Raw genomic sequence first — 19,901 nt, 5'->3', positions numbered from 1 at the left:
ATATATATACATGTGTATAATAATTAAAAAACAACCAGAGTACCTGCTCATGTATGCAACCGAAAAGAGAAATTCTCTATTCAATTCATTGGCTCAAAGCGTAATGAACAGCCATGACGCCAATTTTTGGTTACAGAAAATCAATCCACTCTGGTCAGTTAATCAAGCTTTGGCCAAAGTCGTAAAAAAACAAATTGTGGCAAAAGATACCGTAAGTCTTATTTTACAGTGCAATCGCCATGTACAACGTGGTGTAGCAGGTCAGCATCATCCGATTACGGTTGAGATCGCTGGTCGTCATTACGAACGTAGTTATAGTTTGATGCAATTAGATGCGGATAATCTTTGTTTAACCGTTAAAAAGGTTGATCAAGGCATCGTGAGTTCTTGGTTAGTCGAGAAAAGTAAAATAGGCGATATTCTCTATTTCGGACAACCGTATGGGGAAATGCAACAACACATTCAAACCCCAAATTTATTACTCTTGGCAGCAGGAAGTGGGATTACCCCAATGTTGAGTTTGATTGAGGGAATGTGTCAGTCAAAACAGTTGATGCATAAACCAGTGCAACTGATGTATTGGGTGAAAACACATGAAGATGCAGCTTATGCTGACTATCTAAAAGAAGTTGCTGAAAACTTTTCAAACTTTAGTTATCAAATTTTTTATACCCAAGAACAAGATCAACGCTTAAACCAAAGCCATGTAGAGCAATTCGCAAGTTTAAATGAAATGACGGTGTACGCATGTGGACCATCAGGATTTGCGACTACTGCAGAAACTCTGTTTGGTGATGCAGCTTCGATTCAAACCGAAGCATTTAGTTTGAGCCAATTTGATGTGGATGCAAGTGATACTGGCTTTATTAACGTTAGGTTAACCCAGTCCAATAAAACTGTGGCAATTCCAAAAGGGCAATCGATTTTAGCGAGTTTGGAGCAACAAGGCATCAGACCCAATCATGGTTGCCGCATGGGAATCTGTAATAAATGTGCGTGTAGTAAAGCACAAGGTGCGACCAAAAACTTACTCAATGGTTCAGCCAATCATGAACCAGCTCAGCTATTAAAAATATGTGTAAATTCGGCTCAATCAGATCTTGTGATTGATCTATAAGCGAGAAAATGATTATGAATATGCCTGTTAAAATTGAATATTTTAAAAACCCAAAAAACCGCGATTTGACTGCCGCAGAGTTAGAGGATTTTGCGCGTGAACTCGATCAGATCAAACAAGAGGTCTTGAATGATTTGGGTGAGAAAGATGCCAAGTATATCCGTCGTGTCTACTCGTCGATTCGTTATAGCAGCATATTAGGGCGTGCTTTGTTATTTGCAGGGTGGTTTCCGCCAGCATGGTTGTTGGGTACAGGCTTATTGGGCTTTGCCAAAATCATGGAAAATATGGAGCTGGGTCATAATGTGATGCATGGACAATATGACTGGATGAATGATCCTAAATTTAACGGTCAGACCTACGAATGGGATACCGTAGGAACATCGGATAACTGGCGTCAAACCCATAACTATAAGCATCATACCTATACCAATATTAAAGGTATGGACGATGATGTCGGTTATGGTTTATTACGTTTATTTCCAGAACAGCGTTGGAGTGCAGGCTTTTTATTGCAACCGATTTATACCATTCCATTCTGTTTGTTATTTCAGTGGGGTGTTGCGATTCAGAACCTTGAATTAGGTAAAGTCATTTATAAGCGTAAATCAATGGCGCAATTAAAACGTGAATGGCAGCCTGCACAAAAGAAAATTTTGAAGCAGATGTTTAAAGACTATGTGTTCTTCCCATTGATTGCAGGGCCTTCAGCGATTCCTGTGTTTACAGGTAACTTGGTTGCCAATGGGATTCGTAATGTTTGGACCTTTAGTATTATTTTTTGTGGTCACTTTACCAATGATGTTGAAGTTTTCCCTAAAACTGTGCTGCAAAATGAAAGCCGTGGACATTGGTATATGCGTCAGATTCGTGGTTCATCCAATTTAACGGGTTCAGAAGCATTGCATATTTTATCAGGACATTTAAGTCATCAAATTGAACATCATTTGTTCCCTGATATCCCAGCTCGTCGTTATCGCCAAATCGCACCAAAAGTACAAGCTGTTTGTGAAAAATATGGCATAAATTATAATAATGCCAGTTTTGTCAAACAGTTCGGACAAGTCGTGGGGCGTATTTTTAAATACGCATTGCCCTTTAAAAAGTAAATTTTTAATGTAAAAAAGGCCCCGAAGCAATTAAATTCGGGGCCTTTTTTTATTTCTTCTTTTTTGATATCCACATGGTGATGGTTGCATGGAAAACTTTGTCATTATGTTTATCTAAAACATCAACATTTACTAAATATTCACCAGCTTTTTCCCAATCATAATTTTTTTCAACTGGTGTGGCGAGTGCAATGAGATCAGTTCCAGCTTTTTTTAGATATTCAACTGTCATACCTTTAGGAATCCAGCGATGGGTAGTGGGAACAGTAACTTCCGTCATCGTTCCACCGGCTAGTTCTGCCATATTGCACATTGCAATCGCATGAACAGTGCCAATATGGTTCAGTACTGAACGTTTTTTCTTGATCGATATTTTGCAGAAGTTTGGTTCTAACTGCTCAAACAAGGGGGAAATACTACTGAAATAAGGTGCTTTAAGACAAAGCATCCGTGTGAATGTCCACTTTCCAGCAGGTAAAGCCGATGCTTTGTTCCATAAATCTAAAGTTGCAGCCATATTGCAATCCTCTATAACGGAGTTAAATTCTTTTACAGAATATAATTCCGTTTGTAAGTTGGAGTCAAGTCAGACACAATAGTTCCGACAGTTGGTAAATTTGGCTTAATTATGCAGACGGCTCAGCAATTATTAGAACGTTTATACCCACAACGTAGGTCATTACTTAAAAGACAAATTTTGTTAGATGCGTTGTCCTGCTTTCTCGAATATGGTTTGGAGACGACCAGTATTGAGATGATTCGTGAAAAATCTGAGAGTAGTGTAGGGGCGATTTATCATCATTTTAAAAATAAAGAAGGAGTGATTGCTGCACTGGTTTTTGCTGCTCTAGATGATCAAGCAATACTGAGAGATCAGTATCTGGAAAAAACTCAATCTTTAAAAGAGCTGTTGTATGCCTTAATTTATAGCTATGTGGATTGGGTGTCTAATCAGCCGAAGTTCGCTCAATTCTTAATGCTTGCCCATTTTAGTGTGATGCAGAGTGAATATCGACAAGCACTCAATGAAAAAAATAAACTGAGAAATCAAAAAATAGTGAGCTATATTTCGAACTATAGCGATGCCGAATTATTAAAATCAGTGCCAGTAGAACTAATGATCTCATTGGTCATTGGTGCGACTGAAAGTTATTGTCGAGCTTGGTTATCTGGAAAAGTTGTGACTGATCCTAAAGTTTATCGGGAAACATTGGCTCAAGCGGCTTGGGATTCATTACAGAATTTGGCTTCTAAAACATAAAAAATAAATGGCTTGTTGATTCATTGAAATATTGATCGTATATAAAATGCCGAACTCAAAAGTTCGGCATTTTATTTTTAGAAATCGTAAGAGGTTTGTAAGAAGAAGGTCCGCGGTTGCCCTACATATTTACCGCCTGTTGAATCTGATGATCGAGTGAAATATTGCTTATCAAATACGTTTTTTACTCCGCCAGCAATTTTTAAACCCTTGAGCTGAGAACTAAAGTCATAACCAGCTCGTACTGCAAAGGTTGAATAGCCTGCAATGTCGCCAATCCGACCGTTAGCAGTTTCTTCGGTAAGATAAATGTTGCCTGAACCAGGTGCATGTTGTTTTGATTGAGCAAACATATCTGTATTTATTGACCAGTTGTCTACATTATAGGAAACACCTAGATTACCAACATGGCGTGAGTAGAAGGGTAAATCTTTTCCTTCAAACTTTCCTGCTTCTGAGATGGCTTTGGTAAAAGTATAATTACCATAAACTTTGAGACCTTCTAAAGCATCAGTGAGCTGACCAAAATCATAGCTGATCCCAGTTTCTACCCCTTTATGGCTGGTTGCACCTAAATCTGTCCAAATTCCTGTGCCAATGTTATCAGGACGCTCTAAGAGAAGTTCTTTATCAAAGTCTAAATAAAATACGGTTAACTCTGCACTAAGACCGTTACCTAAATACTTGGTTCCGATTTCATAGTTTTTTGATTTTTCAGGATGTAAGCCTTCAAGTGTTGAAACAGCCGTATTTTTGCCAGCTACTGATCTGGTCGTGACAAGCTGATTATATTGTTGTGGTCCAAATGAAACGCCCGCATTGGCAAAGATATTCCAGTTTTCATTGGCTTTATACAGCACTGAGAGACTTGGTAAGAATTCTTCTGACTTGATTTTTGGATAAATCGTATTGGTTGCAACACCATTTTGATAAGCTGTGAAATCATTGTGTGTATCAATGGATTCAAAACGAACGCCTGGTGTAATTACCCAATTGTCGATCCCAAAGCGGTTGTCGATATAAATTGCGTGTGCTTTGGTGCCGCCTTCACTGGTGGTATTCGCGATACGTTGACCCGGTGTTCCCGTAATGGTGTTGTATTCTGCTGTACGTCCTGAAAACTCAGAACTTTCTTCCTGTAAATAACGATAGCCGACAGTCACCTCGTTATCCATAGCTCCCCAGTTATATGCACGAGAGTAACGTGGCTCAATCCCAAAGTATTTGTAATCACGAGGTGAGTTACTGAGTGTACTTGTGCCTGTATTGCCGATCGACTCTAAATCACTGGTACGGAAAGAATCGACGTAATAGCCCAAAACCTCAAAATTATTCAGTTCATCTTTATGGCTATATTTTACTGAAATATCTGAGCGACGGCCTGAAAAATAATTACGGCTTTGGTTGGACTGATATGGGTTTTCTGCAAATTGTGCCGTGGTTAAACCCTCAGGCATTTCTCCATATCCTTCGTAATGATGGAGGTTTACTGCAATTTTATCTTGGTCTGTCCATTGGTAAGCCGTTTTTAACATGACATCATCAATGTCAATTTTATTATTTGCTTCTCTAAATCCATTTCCTTTGGTGCCAGAATAAAGCAGAGCCAGACCTAGGCCATTATCAAAAGTTCCGCCGATAAAAAGGTTTGGCGTGTATTTAATTTGATCTGTACCTGTCGCAAACTCTGTGGTTAAACCGACTGAACCTGCAAACTCTTCTGGGATAGCGCGTGTTGCAAAATTAATAATACCACCGACGTTTTGTGGTCCAAAGCGAACTGATCCAGCACCTCGGACGACATCAACCGATTCAATATTTCCCATTGATACGGGTACTAAAGAGAGTTGAGGCTGACCATACGGTGCAAAAGAAAGCGGAACGCCATCCATCAGTACTGTAGAACGAGGGGAGAGCCGTGAAGTGAGCCCACGAACCCCAATATTTAATGAAACATCACTCCCACCTGTACCATTACTGTCTTGGACTTGTACCCCAGGGATTTGTTTTAAAGCATCACGGATAGAGGTTGTTGCTATTTCATCCAGTCGATTGCGATCGATAATGGTACGTGCACCTGCATGTTGCTGTACTTTTTCAGCATTGGCATTTTCTAGCCAATTTCCTTGCGCTTGAATAGAAATGGTTGCAAGTGTTTGAGTTTCACTTTGTTGATCTTCATTGGCAAAAGCGCTGTGTGATATACCACTCAGTAAAATTGTAATTGCAAGACTAAGCGAAGATGGCGGGAATTTTACTAAAGGTTGGGTAGAGCAATGAGTAAATTTCATAAGGTTAAAGAATAATATAAATTTCGTGAATATTAATCGTTTATTTAATAAAATTAAATAATAATTATTATCATTTATAGCTATTGTTTAACTCAAGTTAATTGATTTTTTGCTCAAGATTATTTTAGCCATTTAAATTTACAAAAAACCGTGCTTATGCACGGTTTTTTAGTCAAGGTAAATATTATTTGAACTGGATCGCACCATTGGCATTGACGATAATCTTAGATTCACCAGCCGCCATATCTTGTGCTGGCGCAGCTTCCGCCATTGCAAATTTTGCCATACCACCGCGCATAACCGGCTGTGGGAAATAATTACTGGTATTCAGGTTTAAACTGACCAAATTATATTGTGCTTTATTCCAAGCTTGGCTAATCGCTTGTGCACGTTGTTGGAAGTTCTTAGATGCTTCAATCATCAATTCATTTTCAACTTTTTTACGTTGCTCATCTGAGACGGTAAAGTTGATGGATTGGGTTTGGAAGTTCTGTTGTAGTTCACTAATGAGCTGACTCGCGGCTTTAAAATCTTTACTTTCTAGCTGGATTTCAGCACGAGCACGCCATTCTTTGAGTTTTTTGCTGTCATTGTCATAAACTGGATAAGTACTTTGTGCACCAGTTTCGACTTTCACTTGCGCGTATTTACGGGAAATTGCTTGTGCCTGATTCATCAGTTGATTGATTTGATTTGAAAGCTCGGCTGGCTGTTTATGGCTTTTCTCAATATAGAGAACAGCACGCATTTCATCATTGGCGACTTGACGTGAAGCATCGGCTTGAATATTGACAATGTTATAGTTTAGTTTTTCTGGCTCATGGGCAAAAAGAGTGGGGCTCAGTGTTGCTCCAAGCATCATGGTCATGAGAGCTAAAGTACGCATAAAAAATCCTTGGAATTTAGTATCAAAAATTTATTTTTTACATGTTTGATATTAAAAAGAAGTCATGGAAAATATCTGCACATTTTGTGGGGTATTTGTAATATCTGTGTAGTATCTTGCAACCAAGAAATAAAACATAAATCTGTTATAAATTAGTATTTTGGTCTGTTGTATTTGACCATTTATCTAAAAATAATTCTCTGGTTAAAAAAAGCTTACTTTCTTTCTCTTGTCACATAGTATGATGATAATTCATCATACTTAATTGAAAGAACTTTTTTTTCAATAATATTAGATCAGTGTAAGGCATAAAAAGTATTTCTTTTCTCTCAAAATTAGGTATCATCTCGCTCCTAGTTGAAAGATATAAAACATTGTGTCTGCACTAGTTTCTAACAAGCACCGAGTCCAACGACCGCAAGTCACCAGACTTATTTCTTTTACCCATATCAGAGATGGTAATTCGATATGAGCGTTACTTCCGTAAATCCTGCCGCTAATGCAACCAACGAATATTATTTGACTCGCCAAAGTCAGATGGAATCAAATGTTCGTAGTTACCCTCGTAAACTACCGTTGGCAATCGCAAAAGCGCAAGGCTGCTGGGTTACTGATGTTGAAGGTACTGAGTACCTTGATTGTTTAGCTGGGGCAGGAACATTGGCTTTAGGTCATAATCATCCTGCGGTAATTCAAAGTATTCAAGCTACATTGGCAAGTGGTTTGCCATTGCATACTTTAGATTTAACGACTCCTTTAAAAGATGCGTTTACAGAAGCACTTTTGGCATATTTGCCAGGTGGTAAAGAAGAATATTGCTTACAGTTTTGTGGGCCTACGGGCGCAGATGCGACTGAAGCAGCGATTAAACTTGCAAAAACTTATACTGGTCGCAGTTCTGTGATTAGCTTCTCTGGCGGTTACCATGGGATGACTCATGGTGCGTTAGCGATGACGGGTAACTTGAGTGCAAAAAATGCGGTTAATGGTTTAATGCCGGGCGTACAGTTTATGCCATATCCGCATGAGTATCGCTGCCCACTCGGTTTGGGTGGTGAAGCTGGTGCTGATGCTTTAACTTACTTCTTTGAAAACTTTATCGAAGATGTTGAAAGTGGCGTAACCAAACCTGCTGCCGTGATCCTTGAAGCGATCCAAGGCGAAGGCGGCGTAGTGACTGCACCGATTAAATGGTTGCAAAAAATCCGTGAAGTGACTGAAAAGCACAACATCGTTTTAATTTTGGACGAAGTTCAAGCTGGTTTCGCACGTTCAGGTAAAATGTTTGCCTTTGAACATGCTGGGATCGAGCCTGATGTTGTGGTGATGTCAAAAGCTGTTGGTGGTAGTTTACCGCTTGCAGTATTGGGTATTAAACGTAAGTTTGATGCTTGGCAGCCTGGTACGCATTCAGGAACTTTCCGCGGTAATCAACTCGCAATGGGTACGGGATTAGCATCACTTGAAGTGATTAAGGAACAAAACCTTGCCCAAAATGCCCAACAGCGTGGTGATTTCTTACAAGCAGAGCTGAAGAAACTTGCGCAAGAGTTTCCTTGTATTGGTAACGTACGTGGCCGCGGTTTGATGATTGGTATTGAGATCGTTGACGAGCGTAAAGCAGCGGATCATATGGGTTCTCTTCCTGCGGATGCACAGTTAGCCGCAGCGATTCAAACGGCTTGTTTCAACAATAAATTATTGCTTGAAAAAGGTGGTCGCAATGGTACGGTTATTCGTTTACTTTGCCCATTGATCATCAATCAAGATGAATGTGTTGAAGTTATTGCTCGCTTCAAAAAAGCGATTGCTGAAGCATTAAAAGCAGTGCGAGGCTGATTCATGGTTGATTTTGCAGAACATCGTAAAGCGTTACTCTGCAATGATGCTCAATCCATTGCTGACTATCAGTCAGCAATGGGCGAAGCGGTTGAAGCCGTTTCAGCATGGTTGCAAAGTGACAAAATGTACACGGGTGGAAGCATTAAAGATTTGCGTGCTGCAATTTCTTTTAATCCATCGAAACAAGGTTTAGGTGTACAACAATCATTACAACGTATGATTGAGCTTTTTCTGAATAAAAGTTTAAAAGTACATCACCCGCATTCATTAGCACACTTACACTGCCCAACCATGGTGACAAGCCAGATTGCGGAAGTGTTAATCAATGCCACTAACCAATCAATGGATTCATGGGATCAAAGCCCTGCGGGTTCATTGATGGAAGTACAGTTGATTGACTGGCTTCGCCAAAAAGTGGGTTATGGTGCAGGTCAAGCAGGTGTGTTTACTTCTGGTGGGACGCAGTCGAACTTGATGGGTGTCTTACTTGCGCGTGATTGGTGCATCTCGAAAAACTGGAAAGACGAAAATGGCAAGCCATGGTCTGTACAGCGTGATGGTATCCCAGCCGAAGCAATGAAAAACGTCAAAGTGATTTGTTCTGAAAATGCACATTTCTCTGTGCAAAAGAACATGGCTATGATGGGCATGGGCTTCCAGTCGGTTGTGACTGTTCCTGTGAACGAAAATGCACAAATGGATGTCGATGCGCTGGAAAAAACCATGGCACATCTTCAAGCCGAAGGCAAAATCGTCGCGTGTGTTGTTGCAACAGCGGGTACGACAGATGCAGGTGCAATTGATCCACTCAAGAAAATCCGTGAAATTACCACCAAATATGGTACATGGATGCATATTGATGCGGCTTGGGGCGGTGCGCTGTTACTTTCAAATGACCATCGGGCAATGCTTGATGGGATTGAATTATCAGATTCAATTACGCTCGATTTCCATAAGCATTATTTCCAAAGTATTAGTTGTGGCGCTTTCTTATTGAAAGACGAAGCAAACTATCGCTTTATGCATTATGAAGCAGAATATCTAAACTCTGCATATGATGAAGAGCATGGTGTACCGAATCTTGTGTCTAAATCATTGCAAACGACTCGTCGTTTCGATGCATTGAAATTGTGGATGACGGTTGAAGCATTGGGTGAAGAGCTTTATGGTTCAATGATTGACCACGGTGTGAAATTGACGCGTGAAGTGGCTGATTATATTAAGGCAACTGCTGATCTGGAATTGTTGATTGAACCACAATTTGCATCAGTATTGTTCCGTGTTGTGCCTGAAGGCTATCCTGCTGAATTTGTGGATAGCTTAAACCAAAACGTTGCAGATGAATTGTTTGCACGCGGTGAGGCGAATATTGGGGTGACTAAGGTGGGGCAGGTTCAATCATTGAAAATGACCACGTTAAGCCCAGTTGCAACGCTTGAGAACGTACAGAATTTGCTGGCGTTGGTATTGACAGAGACTGATCGTATTAAAGATGCCATTGTGGCAGGAACATATGTTTCAGCGCTAGATTAATCCATTATTAATCCTGTTAAAAAGGCACAGATATCTGTGCCTTTTTTTTATTTTAGGCGGTAAGGGGAGACTAGGTCTGCCAATTTTTATTGTGTATGCTGATAAAAAATAGCTAAACTAGGAAAAACTGCAAAAAACTTACAAGTAAAATTGATCATCATCAAAGCGTCACAAAGCTGTAACTTTATTGTCATATTATCTATTCAAAATGCAGTTAACCAAAGTGCAACACTTAAATCCAAAAGAGTTGTAATTCAAATTGCATAAATGAGAGAGAAATAGAATGCGCTTAAATCCACGTCAAATCGCACTTGCTATAACATTTACAGGGGTAGCCGTAGCATCGACTGCACATGCAGCTCGTGATACGATCCAAATCGCTGGTTCTTCAACAGTACTTCCATTTGCAAGTATTGCCGCAGAAGAATTTGGTAATACTTTTCCACAATTTAAAACCCCTGTTGTTGGTTCAGGCGGTTCTTCAGGTGGTTTAAAACAATTTTGTCAGGGTGTTGGTGATAACACGATTGATGTTGCAAACTCATCGCGTAAAATCAAGAGTTCTGAAATCGACATTTGTAAAAAAGCAGGTGTTAACCAAATTCTAGAAATTAAAATTGGTTATGACGGTATTGTATTTGCGTCTGATATTAAAAAATCAGCATTTAAACTTAAGCCATATCATATTTTTACAGCAATTGCGGCTGAGCTACCATCGAATGGCAAAATGGTTCCAAATCCTTACACACGTTGGAATCAAATCGATAAAACACTTCCAAATGAGCCAATCACGTTAGTGATCCCTGGTTCTAACCACGGTACTCGTGAAGTTTTCCAAGAAAAAATGGTTGATGCTGGTTGTGATACCTATGAATACATCAAAGGCTTGGATAAAGATGCTCATGGCAAAGCTTGTACAAACTTCCGTAAAGATGGCCGCGTAATTGAGATTGCAGGTGACTATACAGAAACACTGGCACGTCTAAGAACGAATCAAAGCGCAGTTGGTGTATTTGGCTTGAGCTTCTATGATCAAAACCGTGACAAGCTTCGTGTAGCAACAGTCAACAATGTTGTACCTTCTGAAGCAACCATTCTAAGTGGTAAGTATCCTGTTTCACGTCCTTTATTCTTCTATGTAAAAGGCGAGCACTTAAAATCAATTAAAGGATTACCTCAATATGTTGAGTATTTCTTGAATAAGAGTGTGACAGGTAAAGGTTCTAAGTTAGAGCGTGCGGGTCTTATCTCAATGTCAGATAGCGAGCGTGCAAAAATCTTAGCTGACTTTAAAGCTGGTAAAGCGGTTAAATAATATTGAGTCAATGAGGCTGGTGAGATACATATCATCAGCCTTTTTTGTCAGACTAAGTTTTTTCATATGAAAAGAATTGAGAAAACAGTGGAGATTGCATGAATCTGCTAATTATCGGTGTGTTATTGGCCCTTGTGGCAATTGCATATCAAATTGGGCTGAGCAAAAGCCGTAACCTAGCAGGTAAGGGGAGTAACTCGGCGGCACTGCACTCACGTCCTGGATATTATGGTATTTTGGTCGCGTTGTGGTGTGGTATCCCAGCCTTTTTAATTTTGTTGATTTGGAACTTGGTTGAGCCAACGGTCTTAAAACAAATTGTTTTCAATCATATCCCAGCCACTGTCAATACAGCTCTAGATGAAAGTGGTCGCTCAGTGTTGTTTAGTCGCATACAGGCCATTGCATCTGGTTTTGGTGTGACTGATCAAGCTGCGGCTTATGAACTTGCTGCCGCTAAAGAGTTGGCAAAATTTCAGAGTATAGGAACTTTTGCCAAAATTGCTGTGGTCATTAGCGCAGCATTGGCAGGCTTAGTTTGGGCAAAAAGAATTATTAGCCAACAATACCGTGCACGTAATCAAGTCGAGCGTGCAATTAATGTCGCTTTGATTTTGTGTTCTGGCGTTGCCATTCTCACCACGATCGGCATTGTGTTGTCGATGTTTAGTGAAGCTTTACGCTTCTTTAGTTTTGTTAGTCCATTTGATTTCTTCTTCGGAACAGAATGGAATCCAGGATTTAGTACCTCAGGTAGCGTCGAAGGTAGTTATGGTATTTTACCATTGCTATGGGGAACGTTGATGGTCAGTGGGGTCGCATTATTGGTTGCTGTTCCTGTTGGCTTAATGATTGCTATCTACCTTGCTGAATATGCATCTTCTCGCTTACGTTCTTGGGCCAAACCGACCATTGAAATTTTAGCAGGTATTCCTACGATCGTTTATGGTGTATTTGCACTCATGATCATTGGACCCTACTTTAGAATGTTCGGTGAAACGATTGGTCTGAACATTAATGCGACCAGTGCACTTACTGCTGGTTTCGTCATGGGAATCATGATTATCCCATTTGTCTCATCATTATCTGATGACATCATTACTCAAGTACCACGATCATTGCGCGACGGTTCTTTGGGGTTAGGAGCAACCAAATCAGAAACCATTCGTCGAGTGGTTTTGCCAGCAGCATTGCCTGGTGTGATTGGCGCTTTCTTGCTCGCAGCTTCACGCGCAATTGGTGAAACCATGATTGTGGTTTTAGCCGCAGGTAATAGTCCAATATTGCATGCGAATCCATTGGAAGCAGTATCTACTGTAACGGTAACGATTGTGAACCAGTTAACAGGTGATACCGACTTTGCCAGCCCACAAGCGTTGGTGGCATTTGCACTTGGCTTGACCTTATTTGTGATTACATTGGGTCTAAACATTATTGCACTGTACATTGTACGTAAATATCGTGAGCAATACGAATGAGTTCATCCAATATTACTCCAGTAGATCAGCCCGAATTTAATCCTCAAACAGCGCAAGAGCTACGAGCAGAGCGTAAACGAAGAATTGAAAAAACGCTTGCTCAGCGTCATCGTAAAGAAAAGACCTTTCGTTTCTTTGGATTTTCTGCGGTTATGCTTGGTTTAGCCTTTGTTGCATTACTGTTTGTGAGTATCTTGTCTAAAGGTCTCCCTTCTTTTTGGCAAAATACGATCGTCGTTCCTGTATATTTTGATCCTGCGATTATTGATGCAGGAGCACCACCTAAGCGTCTTGCTGGGGAAACACCAGCTCATTTTGAAGAGCGCTATGTTGAGTGGCAAATCAAAATGGGGATGGCGGATTGGGATGCGTTAATCATTAATGGTATCGTTAAAAAAGACCCTGCTGTTGCATCACAACGTGATGAATTGCGAGGCTTGTATACAAGCTCAGAGTCGTATCGTTTACGTGATATGGTATTTGCTGACCCATCTTTAGTGGGCAAAACTAAAGATATTAAGGTTTTGGCTGATGCGAATGTTGACGTATGGCTAGCAGGTAATATTGACCGTTCCTTACCCGCTGAGCAACAACAGCTAAGTCCAGAATTGCGTCAGTTAGCAGATCAGTTAAAAACAGATGGTGTGATTAAAAACACCTTTAATACCAATTTGTTTGTTAACCCAGACTCGCGTAGTTCTCCTGCTACAAGTGGATTGGCTGGTGCGTTTATGGGGTCATTGTTCATGATGATGATTGTCATCATGATCTCGATTCCAATCGGTGTTGCGAGTGCGATTTTTCTTGAAGAGTTTGCGAAACAAAATTGGCTGACCGATATTATTGAAGTCAATATTAATAACTTGGCCGCTGTCCCTTCAATTGTATTTGGTTTATTGGGGGCTTCGATTTTTATCGGGTTATTCCATTTACCAATTTCAGCACCTTTGGTGGGTGGTCTGGTTCTGAGTTTGATGACATTGCCAACAGTGATTATTACGACACGCGCATCGTTGAAAGCAGTACCACCTTCTATTCGCCAAGCAGCATTGGGTCTTGGTGCATCAAAAGTGCAAACGGTATTTCATCATGTTTTGCCTTTGGCATTGCCTGGTATTTTAACGGGTGCAATTATTGGTGTCGCCCAAGCATTAGGTGAAACTGCACCATTGTTGCTGATTGGTATGAGTGCTTTCGTAGCAAGTGTACCAACGTCACCATTAGATCAATCTACAGCATTACCTGTGCAAATTTTCTTATGGCAGGGGAATGAGTTACGTAACTTCTTTGAAGGTCGTACTGCGGCAGCAATCATTGTATTGCTTGCATTAATGATTGGTTTAAACAGCCTTGCAATTTGGTTACGTAAGAAATTTGAAGTACGTTGGTAATCGGAGATAACATGATGAATACTATAGATACCACGAACTCCTTAGAAAAGGATAAATCAGTGAATCCACAGCAAACTCAATTTACATCGTCTGAAACACCTATACAGCAAAGTACAGCTTTTGTCGCACAATTTGAAACATCTGCCCATACGAAAAAAACGCAACATGGCGATGTGAAAATCCGCACTAAAGATGTCCATGTTTATTATGGTGAAAGTGAAGCGATTAAGGGAATTGATCTTGATATTTACCAAAATGAGGTGATTGCCTTTATCGGGCCGTCAGGTTGTGGTAAATCAACTTTTCTACGTACTTTAAATCGTATGAACGATACGATTGATATCTGTCGTGTAACAGGTCAAGTGACTTTGGATCAGCAAGATATTTATGATCCTAACCTTGATGTGGTGTTGTTGCGTGCACAAGTCGGGATGGTATTTCAGAAACCAAATCCATTTCCAAAGTCAATTTTTGACAATGTCGCATATGGACCAAAACTTCATGGCCTCGCACGTAATAAATACGATCTAGAAGAAATTGTAGAAAATAGTTTACGTAAAGCAGGTCTATGGGATGAGGTGAAAGACCGTTTAACCCAACCTGGTACTGGTCTGTCAGGTGGTCAGCAACAACGTCTATGTATCGCGCGTACCATTGCAGTCAGCCCTGAAGTAATCCTGATGGATGAACCATGTTCTGCACTTGATCCGATTGCAACGGCTAAAATTGAAGAACTGATTTCAGAGTTGTCTGAACAATATACCATTGCGATCGTAACGCATTCGATGCAACAAGCGGCGCGTGTTTCTGATCGTACTGCTTATTTCCATTTGGGTGATTTGATTGAAGTGAATTCAACTGAAAAAGTCTTTACTCAACCTGATCATCAACTCACAGAAGCTTATATTACAGGTCGTTTTGGTTAATTATCTGCTCGATCAAATCTGTTAAAAAAACACCCTTTAAATCGGATCAACTGTCTGGCTTAAAGGGTGTTTTTTTGCTATATAAATGAAAATGAATCTATTTTGCAAAATCACTATTGAATTTTGATCAAACAACCCACATCTTAAACGCATAAAGACGAACTAAAGAGCGCTTATTTTATGTTATTCCATTTACCTAAATTTCCTGCTGAAATTCGTATTAGCCATTTAAATGCGCGTGTAAACGAACAAAGAAAAAAGATTACGCAAACTACAGCATCTCGTTTGGAATTACTACAGCTTGTTCAACAACTTGCGAAAGAAGCAAAAGTTCGTAAAAAGAATGATCAAAAAATTTATGTCTTAGATTTTAAAGGTGATATTCAAGCATCGGCAGTTGATTCGATTCGTGAAGAAATCACTTTGATCTTGGCCACAGCCAAAGCGGGACAGGATCGTGTTGTGGTTCGTTTAGAGAGTCCAGGCGGAATGGTACATGGCTATGGCCTAGCGGCTGCACAGTTGGTACGTTTACGTGATGCAGGTTTCCATGTCACTATTTGTGTTGATAAAGTCGCTGCAAGTGGTGGTTATATGATGGCCTGTATTGCCAATGAAATTATATCAGCACCATTTGCTGTAGTAGGTTCAATTGGTGTGGTGGCTCAGGTACCTAACTTTAATCGTTTGCTCAAGCATAATAATGTTGATTTTGAGCTGTATACTGCTGGACAGTACAAGCGTACAGTGACGATGTTTGGTGAAAACACCGCAGAAGGCAAAGCCAAGTTTGAAGAAGAATTGCAGCAAACACATGTTTTATTCAAACACTTTATTGAAAAATACCGCCCACAGTTAAATGTTGAGCAAGTTGCAACGGGTGAGCATTGGTATGGTGAAGATGCACGAGCATTAAACTTGGTTGATAAACTACAGACTTCAGATGAGTACTTACTGAATTTACTTTCCAAGCATGATGTCTATGTGATCAATACACGTAAGCGTCCAACCTTTGGTGAAAAACTTGGCTTACAAGCTGCGCAAATGGCAGAAAGTTTGATTCCGACTGTCGTGAACAAGATTACGGATAGTTTAGTTAAAGCGAACAGTACATTGGTTCAAATGCGTGACCCTAAATTCTAATTCAATTTACAATAAAATTTTTCATAAATGCCCTTGCGGAACTTCAATCGTTCCTCATTCGCCCGATGGGAGAAAGACAAAGAGGGTATAAATAATCATGAAAAGGTCTATTGATCTCTTAAAAGAAAGCCAGTCTATGTGACTGGCTTTTTATTTTTAAAAGCCTGTTTTTAAATTAGGTTCAGTTCTGATTTTGAACAAATGGTCAGTTAAACAAACATGACAAAACTTCTGTCGGCAAAGATTGTCCTTATCGCAATCATTTGATATTTTAATTGCTAGATTAATAACTTAATTATTCATTAATCGACAAGTGTTTAAAAATATAATTGATCAGTGAGTATAATAATGACAAAGGTTGTCGTTTCTTCAAAGAAAAATTTAATAACTTTACAAGATGCACAAATGCAAGATGTGATACTCAATCAACCTTCCATTGTTCAGATTGGTATAACTCAAGCAGATATTAAATCCATGATGAAGCAAGGTGATGACCTTGTCATTACACTCAAGAGTGGAGAGAAAATTGTTATCAGTGGTTTTTATAATGATGTCAATGTCACTGAACATACTTTAGCGCTCGTCAAAGAGGATGGTACTTATGAGGTTGCGCAATTTGATGAAGCAGGAAAGTTTATTCGTTATGTACCAACAACTCAGCTCACCCAATTTGCATATTCAGCAGTCCCTACACAAACGCCTATGGATGGCGTCGATGATTCAGGGATCAGCAAATCGCAGTTGATGAAAGCAGGTCTGGTTGCACTTGCCGCAGAAGGGGTCTATTTATGGGCAGTGAAAGATGATGACAAGGATAAAAATAATAATAAATCACCAGATATTACGCCCCCAGCTACACCAACAGCCACTTTATCCAGCGATACCCAAACCATCACAGGAAAAACTGAAGCAAAAGCGAAAATTCTGATCAGAGATCTCACTGGTAAAGTGATTGCTACAGGACAGGCTGATGATCAGGGGAATTATACGATAAAGCTTGATCAACCTTTGGTGAATGGGAATAAAGTGAGTGTGGTTGCAGTGGATCAAGCAGGAAATACTTCACAAGGTATCATCGTCACAGGAAACAAAGATACCATTGCTCCAGAAGCACCCACTGCTCAATTAAATGCAGATGGAACGATTGTGACAGGAAAAACCGAAGCCAATGCCAAAGTATCGATTTTTGATGCAGATGGAAATCTGTTAGGTACGGTGAAGGCCAATAAAGAGGGTTTATATTCGATTCCAGTTTCCCCACCATTAAGTAGTGAACAAGGGGGCACCGTTATTTCAGAGGATGCGGCTGGAAATAAGTCAGAACCCTCCAAGGTCGTTGCGGGGAAAGATACGGTTGCACCCGAGCAACCTTTGATTGAGGTGAATAAAGAAGGTACTTCTATCCACGGAAAAGCTGAGGCTAATGCCAAGGTAATAATCAAAGATGCCGATGGGAATGTGATTGGCAGTGGCACTGTTGATGCGCAAGGCAAATTTGAAGTAAATATTGCTCCTGCATTAGCTACAGGTGAAAAGGGTTCAATTATTATTGAAGATGCTGCTGGAAACCAATCAAAGCCAGTTGAAATTAGTGCAGGAAAAGACACCATTGCACCCGACCAAGCTGTTGTGCAAATTAGTGCTGATGGAGACTCTGTCTCAGGAACGGCTGAAGCCAATGCCAAAATAGAAATCAGAAGTGTAGATGGAAAAATTATAGGTACGGGTACAGTCGGTGCTGATGGAAAATTCACCGTCGCTGTGTCGCCTGCTTTAACCGATAAAAATATCGGCAAGGTCTATGTAATTGATGCGGCTGGCAATCGTTCTGTTGAAGCAAATATTATTGGAGATAAAGATACCATTGCGCCAACCAAGCCAATATTAGAAAAGGTCGTGGATGATGTTGGAGATGTGAAAGGCGCAATTACAGCAGGTGGCAGTACCGATGATGCTCGACCGACTTTATCTGGACGAGGGGAGGCAAAAGCGGTTTTAACCATTTATGATAATGGTCAACCGATTGGAACAGTGACTGTCGGAAATGATGGAAAGTGGAGTTTTGAACTTAGTCAAGACCTCGCTTTGGGATCACATAACATCACACTTACACAGACTGATGCTGCTGGTAATACCAGTGAGATCAGCGATTCTTTCAGTTTTACCGTGGTTGCCCCTACAACGGCGAATACATTTGCAGATATTGAATCTGCTGGAATTGATCATGCCGAAATTGCACTTATTGATTCGGTTGATCTAGCGACGCTGCTTACAGGTACAGAATCAATTACACCGTCTTTTGACCAGTTTGAAAGTATTGTATTAGAAGAGGTCTTAATTCCATCTGACCCACAATCCAACCAGCTTGACGAGGTGCTGGATCAACTTATGCCTGAGGACATTGTTGTTCCACCTGATACAAGTGTATTGAATACTGAACTTAGCTCAATCCATACGGATTTTTCACAAGCGATCAAATCCGATCCTTTTGCCTTATTAGAAACCCTGCAACACCCGATCATTTAAATATCTAAGTGTCTTGTGCAAAAACTCTTATTTTCGAATAGGAGTTTTTTCTTTATACAATTGAATTATGCCAATGAGAATTGCGCCTACAGTTGCAAGAAACATATCTTTGTGTGCATCCCACATATCACCTTGTTGACCATTATAGTTCTCCGCATCTTCTGGTGATAAGCCTATCGAAAGTCCCCATTCCAGTAGTTCATAGACCATACTGGATGCCATTACGAATTGAATGACCAATAAAAACAGTATTAATGGTTTCGCTGATGGAATCAAAACTTGAAAGCAGCGATAGAAAAATGGATAGAGTAATACACCATAAGCAAAATGAACCAGTCGATCATACATATTGCGTGACCAAACCATGGTTTGGTTTAAGTTGAAGTTAAATAGTTTTGCGATCCATTCATTATAAGGAACATGCGAGTATAAATAATGTGCGCCAATGATATGAATAAATAGAAACAGCAAATAGAAACAAAAACTCAGGAAACTGATGCCAAATTTTTTCATGCCAATGATCAGTGCGATTAGCATCAAAACAGTACCTACTTGATGTAGTAGGTATGATTCAAATTCAAGAGGTTGAATACTGGCGATGATTGCAGCCACGAGAAGAAGAGCAAGTGCGATGTAATGCTTTAAACTCAATTGTTTTTCGATCATGCCATTTCCAAAATGAAGTCAGAGACATCTTTTTCTTTACTCAGCAGCCTCTAATGTGATGCGGTGTTTTGTGGAGATACGCCACCAAGTGCCTGACAAGCTTGTTTATAGAGTTGATATTTTTGTTCTATGACCTCTTCCAAAGGAATATCAAAAAGATCTTCACCGTTTTTGTATTGGTCGATGTAAGTTGACACTTTTTCCTTATTTACTGCAAGGGTTTGTTGATGAAAATTGGTGATGGATGAGGTGGCAAGTTGATTGGTTTCAATATTGTTGCATTGAAAATTTTGCAAGAGTTTTTCTGCGCGTTTTATTTCATTGGATTGACCAAAGATACAACCCGTTAAGCTTAAAGTGACAATAGATAAGAAAAAAAGCTTCATGAGAGATAAGGTGAAATTTAAGAGTTCGCAT

The 19,901-nt window shown here is 40.0% G+C and carries 16 protein-coding genes; 11 read left to right on the top strand and 5 right to left on the bottom strand.

Features of this window, described 5'->3' with window-relative positions:
- The first annotated feature begins 49 nt into the window (after positions 1-49).
- Positions 50-1,117, top strand: coding sequence for a ferredoxin reductase (locus MMP72_RS10220; protein ID WP_241316963.1), 1,068 nt, complete (start codon positions 50-52; stop codon positions 1,115-1,117).
- Between the two features lie 14 nt (positions 1,118-1,131).
- Positions 1,132-2,226, top strand: a complete 1,095-nt coding sequence (locus MMP72_RS10215; RefSeq protein WP_241316961.1) for an acyl-CoA desaturase — start codon at positions 1,132-1,134, stop codon at positions 2,224-2,226.
- Between the two features lie 49 nt (positions 2,227-2,275).
- Here the strand turns inward: MMP72_RS10215 and MMP72_RS10210 are convergent, their stop codons facing one another.
- Positions 2,276-2,743 (bottom strand): hotdog fold domain-containing protein, encoded by a 468-nt coding sequence (locus MMP72_RS10210; RefSeq protein WP_241316959.1) that lies wholly within the window; start codon positions 2,741-2,743, stop codon positions 2,276-2,278.
- Positions 2,744-2,854: 111 nt separating this feature from the next.
- Here MMP72_RS10210 and MMP72_RS10205 point away from each other — a divergent pair, with 111 nt between their 5' ends.
- Complete coding sequence (locus MMP72_RS10205) at positions 2,855-3,487, top strand: TetR/AcrR family transcriptional regulator (RefSeq protein ID WP_241316957.1); 633 nt, start codon at positions 2,855-2,857, stop codon at positions 3,485-3,487.
- A 77-nt stretch (positions 3,488-3,564) separates the two neighbouring features.
- On the opposite strand, the gene MMP72_RS10200 is transcribed toward MMP72_RS10205, so the two are convergent.
- Together MMP72_RS10200 and MMP72_RS10195 are read right to left on the bottom strand one after the other, a co-directional pair.
- Entirely contained in the window at positions 3,565-5,778 is a 2,214-nt protein-coding gene (locus MMP72_RS10200; protein WP_241316955.1) for a TonB-dependent siderophore receptor, read from the bottom strand.
- A 184-nt stretch (positions 5,779-5,962) separates the two neighbouring features.
- Positions 5,963-6,664 (bottom strand): SIMPL domain-containing protein, encoded by a 702-nt coding sequence (locus tag MMP72_RS10195; RefSeq protein WP_241316953.1) that lies wholly within the window; start codon positions 6,662-6,664, stop codon positions 5,963-5,965.
- A gap of 468 nt (positions 6,665-7,132) precedes the next feature.
- Between MMP72_RS10195 and MMP72_RS10190 the strand changes: the two genes are divergently transcribed.
- The 8 genes from MMP72_RS10190 to blp2 all read left to right on the top strand — a co-directional run bounded on the left by MMP72_RS10190 (position 7,133) and on the right by blp2 (position 18,818).
- Positions 7,133-8,503: a diaminobutyrate--2-oxoglutarate transaminase gene (locus tag MMP72_RS10190; RefSeq protein ID WP_241316952.1), complete on the top strand. Its 1,371-nt coding sequence runs from the start codon at positions 7,133-7,135 to the stop codon at positions 8,501-8,503.
- Between the two features lie 3 nt (positions 8,504-8,506).
- Positions 8,507-10,039, top strand: coding sequence for an aspartate aminotransferase family protein (locus MMP72_RS10185; protein WP_241316951.1), 1,533 nt, complete (start codon positions 8,507-8,509; stop codon positions 10,037-10,039).
- 283 nt (positions 10,040-10,322) lie between these two features.
- Complete coding sequence (locus MMP72_RS10180) at positions 10,323-11,354, top strand: substrate-binding domain-containing protein (RefSeq protein ID WP_241316949.1); 1,032 nt, start codon at positions 10,323-10,325, stop codon at positions 11,352-11,354.
- A 98-nt stretch (positions 11,355-11,452) separates the two neighbouring features.
- Positions 11,453-12,832: a phosphate ABC transporter permease subunit PstC gene (gene pstC, locus MMP72_RS10175; protein ID WP_241316948.1), complete on the top strand. Its 1,380-nt coding sequence runs from the start codon at positions 11,453-11,455 to the stop codon at positions 12,830-12,832.
- Entirely contained in the window at positions 12,829-14,223 is a 1,395-nt protein-coding gene (pstA, locus tag MMP72_RS10170; RefSeq protein WP_241316946.1) for a phosphate ABC transporter permease PstA, read from the top strand. The genes pstC and pstA overlap by 4 nt, the downstream gene beginning before the upstream one ends.
- Before the next feature lie 14 nt (positions 14,224-14,237).
- Entirely contained in the window at positions 14,238-15,149 is a 912-nt protein-coding gene (gene pstB / locus MMP72_RS10165) for a phosphate ABC transporter ATP-binding protein PstB (RefSeq protein WP_241317097.1), read from the top strand.
- Between the two features lie 180 nt (positions 15,150-15,329).
- On the top strand, positions 15,330-16,292 hold the full coding sequence (sohB, locus tag MMP72_RS10160) for a protease SohB (RefSeq protein ID WP_241316943.1): 963 nt from the start codon (positions 15,330-15,332) through the stop codon (positions 16,290-16,292).
- Between the two features lie 348 nt (positions 16,293-16,640).
- Positions 16,641-18,818, top strand: coding sequence for an Ig-like repeat protein Blp2 (gene blp2, locus MMP72_RS10155; protein WP_241316941.1), 2,178 nt, complete (start codon positions 16,641-16,643; stop codon positions 18,816-18,818).
- 27 nt (positions 18,819-18,845) lie between these two features.
- On the opposite strand, the gene MMP72_RS10150 is transcribed toward blp2, so the two are convergent.
- Both MMP72_RS10150 and MMP72_RS10145 read right to left on the bottom strand, forming a co-directional pair.
- Complete coding sequence (locus MMP72_RS10150) at positions 18,846-19,484, bottom strand: DUF2238 domain-containing protein (RefSeq protein ID WP_241316939.1); 639 nt, start codon at positions 19,482-19,484, stop codon at positions 18,846-18,848.
- A gap of 50 nt (positions 19,485-19,534) precedes the next feature.
- Entirely contained in the window at positions 19,535-19,870 is a 336-nt protein-coding gene (locus MMP72_RS10145) for a hypothetical protein (protein ID WP_241316937.1), read from the bottom strand.
- Between the last annotated feature and the right edge of the window lie 31 nt (positions 19,871-19,901).

The sequence above is a fragment of the Acinetobacter sp. NIPH 2699 genome, from assembly GCF_022549355.1.
GTDB lineage: Bacteria > Pseudomonadota > Gammaproteobacteria > Pseudomonadales > Moraxellaceae > Acinetobacter.
This window is presented reverse-complemented; position numbering and strand designations above follow the sequence as displayed.

Excerpts from the sequence above, each read along its gene's own strand:
- MMP72_RS10215 (WP_241316961.1), top strand. The coding sequence starts at position 1,132 with ATGAATATGCCTGTTAAAATTGAATATTTTAAAAACCCAAAAAACCGC.
- MMP72_RS10185 (WP_241316951.1), top strand. The coding sequence starts at position 8,507 with ATGGTTGATTTTGCAGAACATCGTAAAGCGTTACTCTGCAATGATGCT.
- MMP72_RS10145 (WP_241316937.1), bottom strand. The coding sequence starts at position 19,870 with ATGAAGCTTTTTTTCTTATCTATTGTCACTTTAAGCTTAACGGGTTGT.
- MMP72_RS10210 (WP_241316959.1), bottom strand. The coding sequence starts at position 2,743 with ATGGCTGCAACTTTAGATTTATGGAACAAAGCATCGGCTTTACCTGCT.
- MMP72_RS10205 (WP_241316957.1), top strand. The coding sequence starts at position 2,855 with ATGCAGACGGCTCAGCAATTATTAGAACGTTTATACCCACAACGTAGG.
- sohB (WP_241316943.1), top strand. The coding sequence starts at position 15,330 with ATGTTATTCCATTTACCTAAATTTCCTGCTGAAATTCGTATTAGCCAT.
- pstC (WP_241316948.1), top strand. The coding sequence starts at position 11,453 with ATGAATCTGCTAATTATCGGTGTGTTATTGGCCCTTGTGGCAATTGCA.
- pstB (WP_241317097.1), top strand. The coding sequence starts at position 14,238 with ATGAATACTATAGATACCACGAACTCCTTAGAAAAGGATAAATCAGTG.
- pstA (WP_241316946.1), top strand. The coding sequence starts at position 12,829 with ATGAGTTCATCCAATATTACTCCAGTAGATCAGCCCGAATTTAATCCT.
- MMP72_RS10190 (WP_241316952.1), top strand. The coding sequence starts at position 7,133 with ATGAGCGTTACTTCCGTAAATCCTGCCGCTAATGCAACCAACGAATAT.
- blp2 (WP_241316941.1), top strand. The coding sequence starts at position 16,641 with ATGACAAAGGTTGTCGTTTCTTCAAAGAAAAATTTAATAACTTTACAA.
- MMP72_RS10220 (WP_241316963.1), top strand. The coding sequence starts at position 50 with ATGTATGCAACCGAAAAGAGAAATTCTCTATTCAATTCATTGGCTCAA.
- MMP72_RS10200 (WP_241316955.1), bottom strand. The coding sequence starts at position 5,778 with ATGAAATTTACTCATTGCTCTACCCAACCTTTAGTAAAATTCCCGCCA.
- MMP72_RS10180 (WP_241316949.1), top strand. The coding sequence starts at position 10,323 with ATGCGCTTAAATCCACGTCAAATCGCACTTGCTATAACATTTACAGGG.
- MMP72_RS10195 (WP_241316953.1), bottom strand. The coding sequence starts at position 6,664 with ATGCGTACTTTAGCTCTCATGACCATGATGCTTGGAGCAACACTGAGC.
- MMP72_RS10150 (WP_241316939.1), bottom strand. The coding sequence starts at position 19,484 with ATGATCGAAAAACAATTGAGTTTAAAGCATTACATCGCACTTGCTCTT.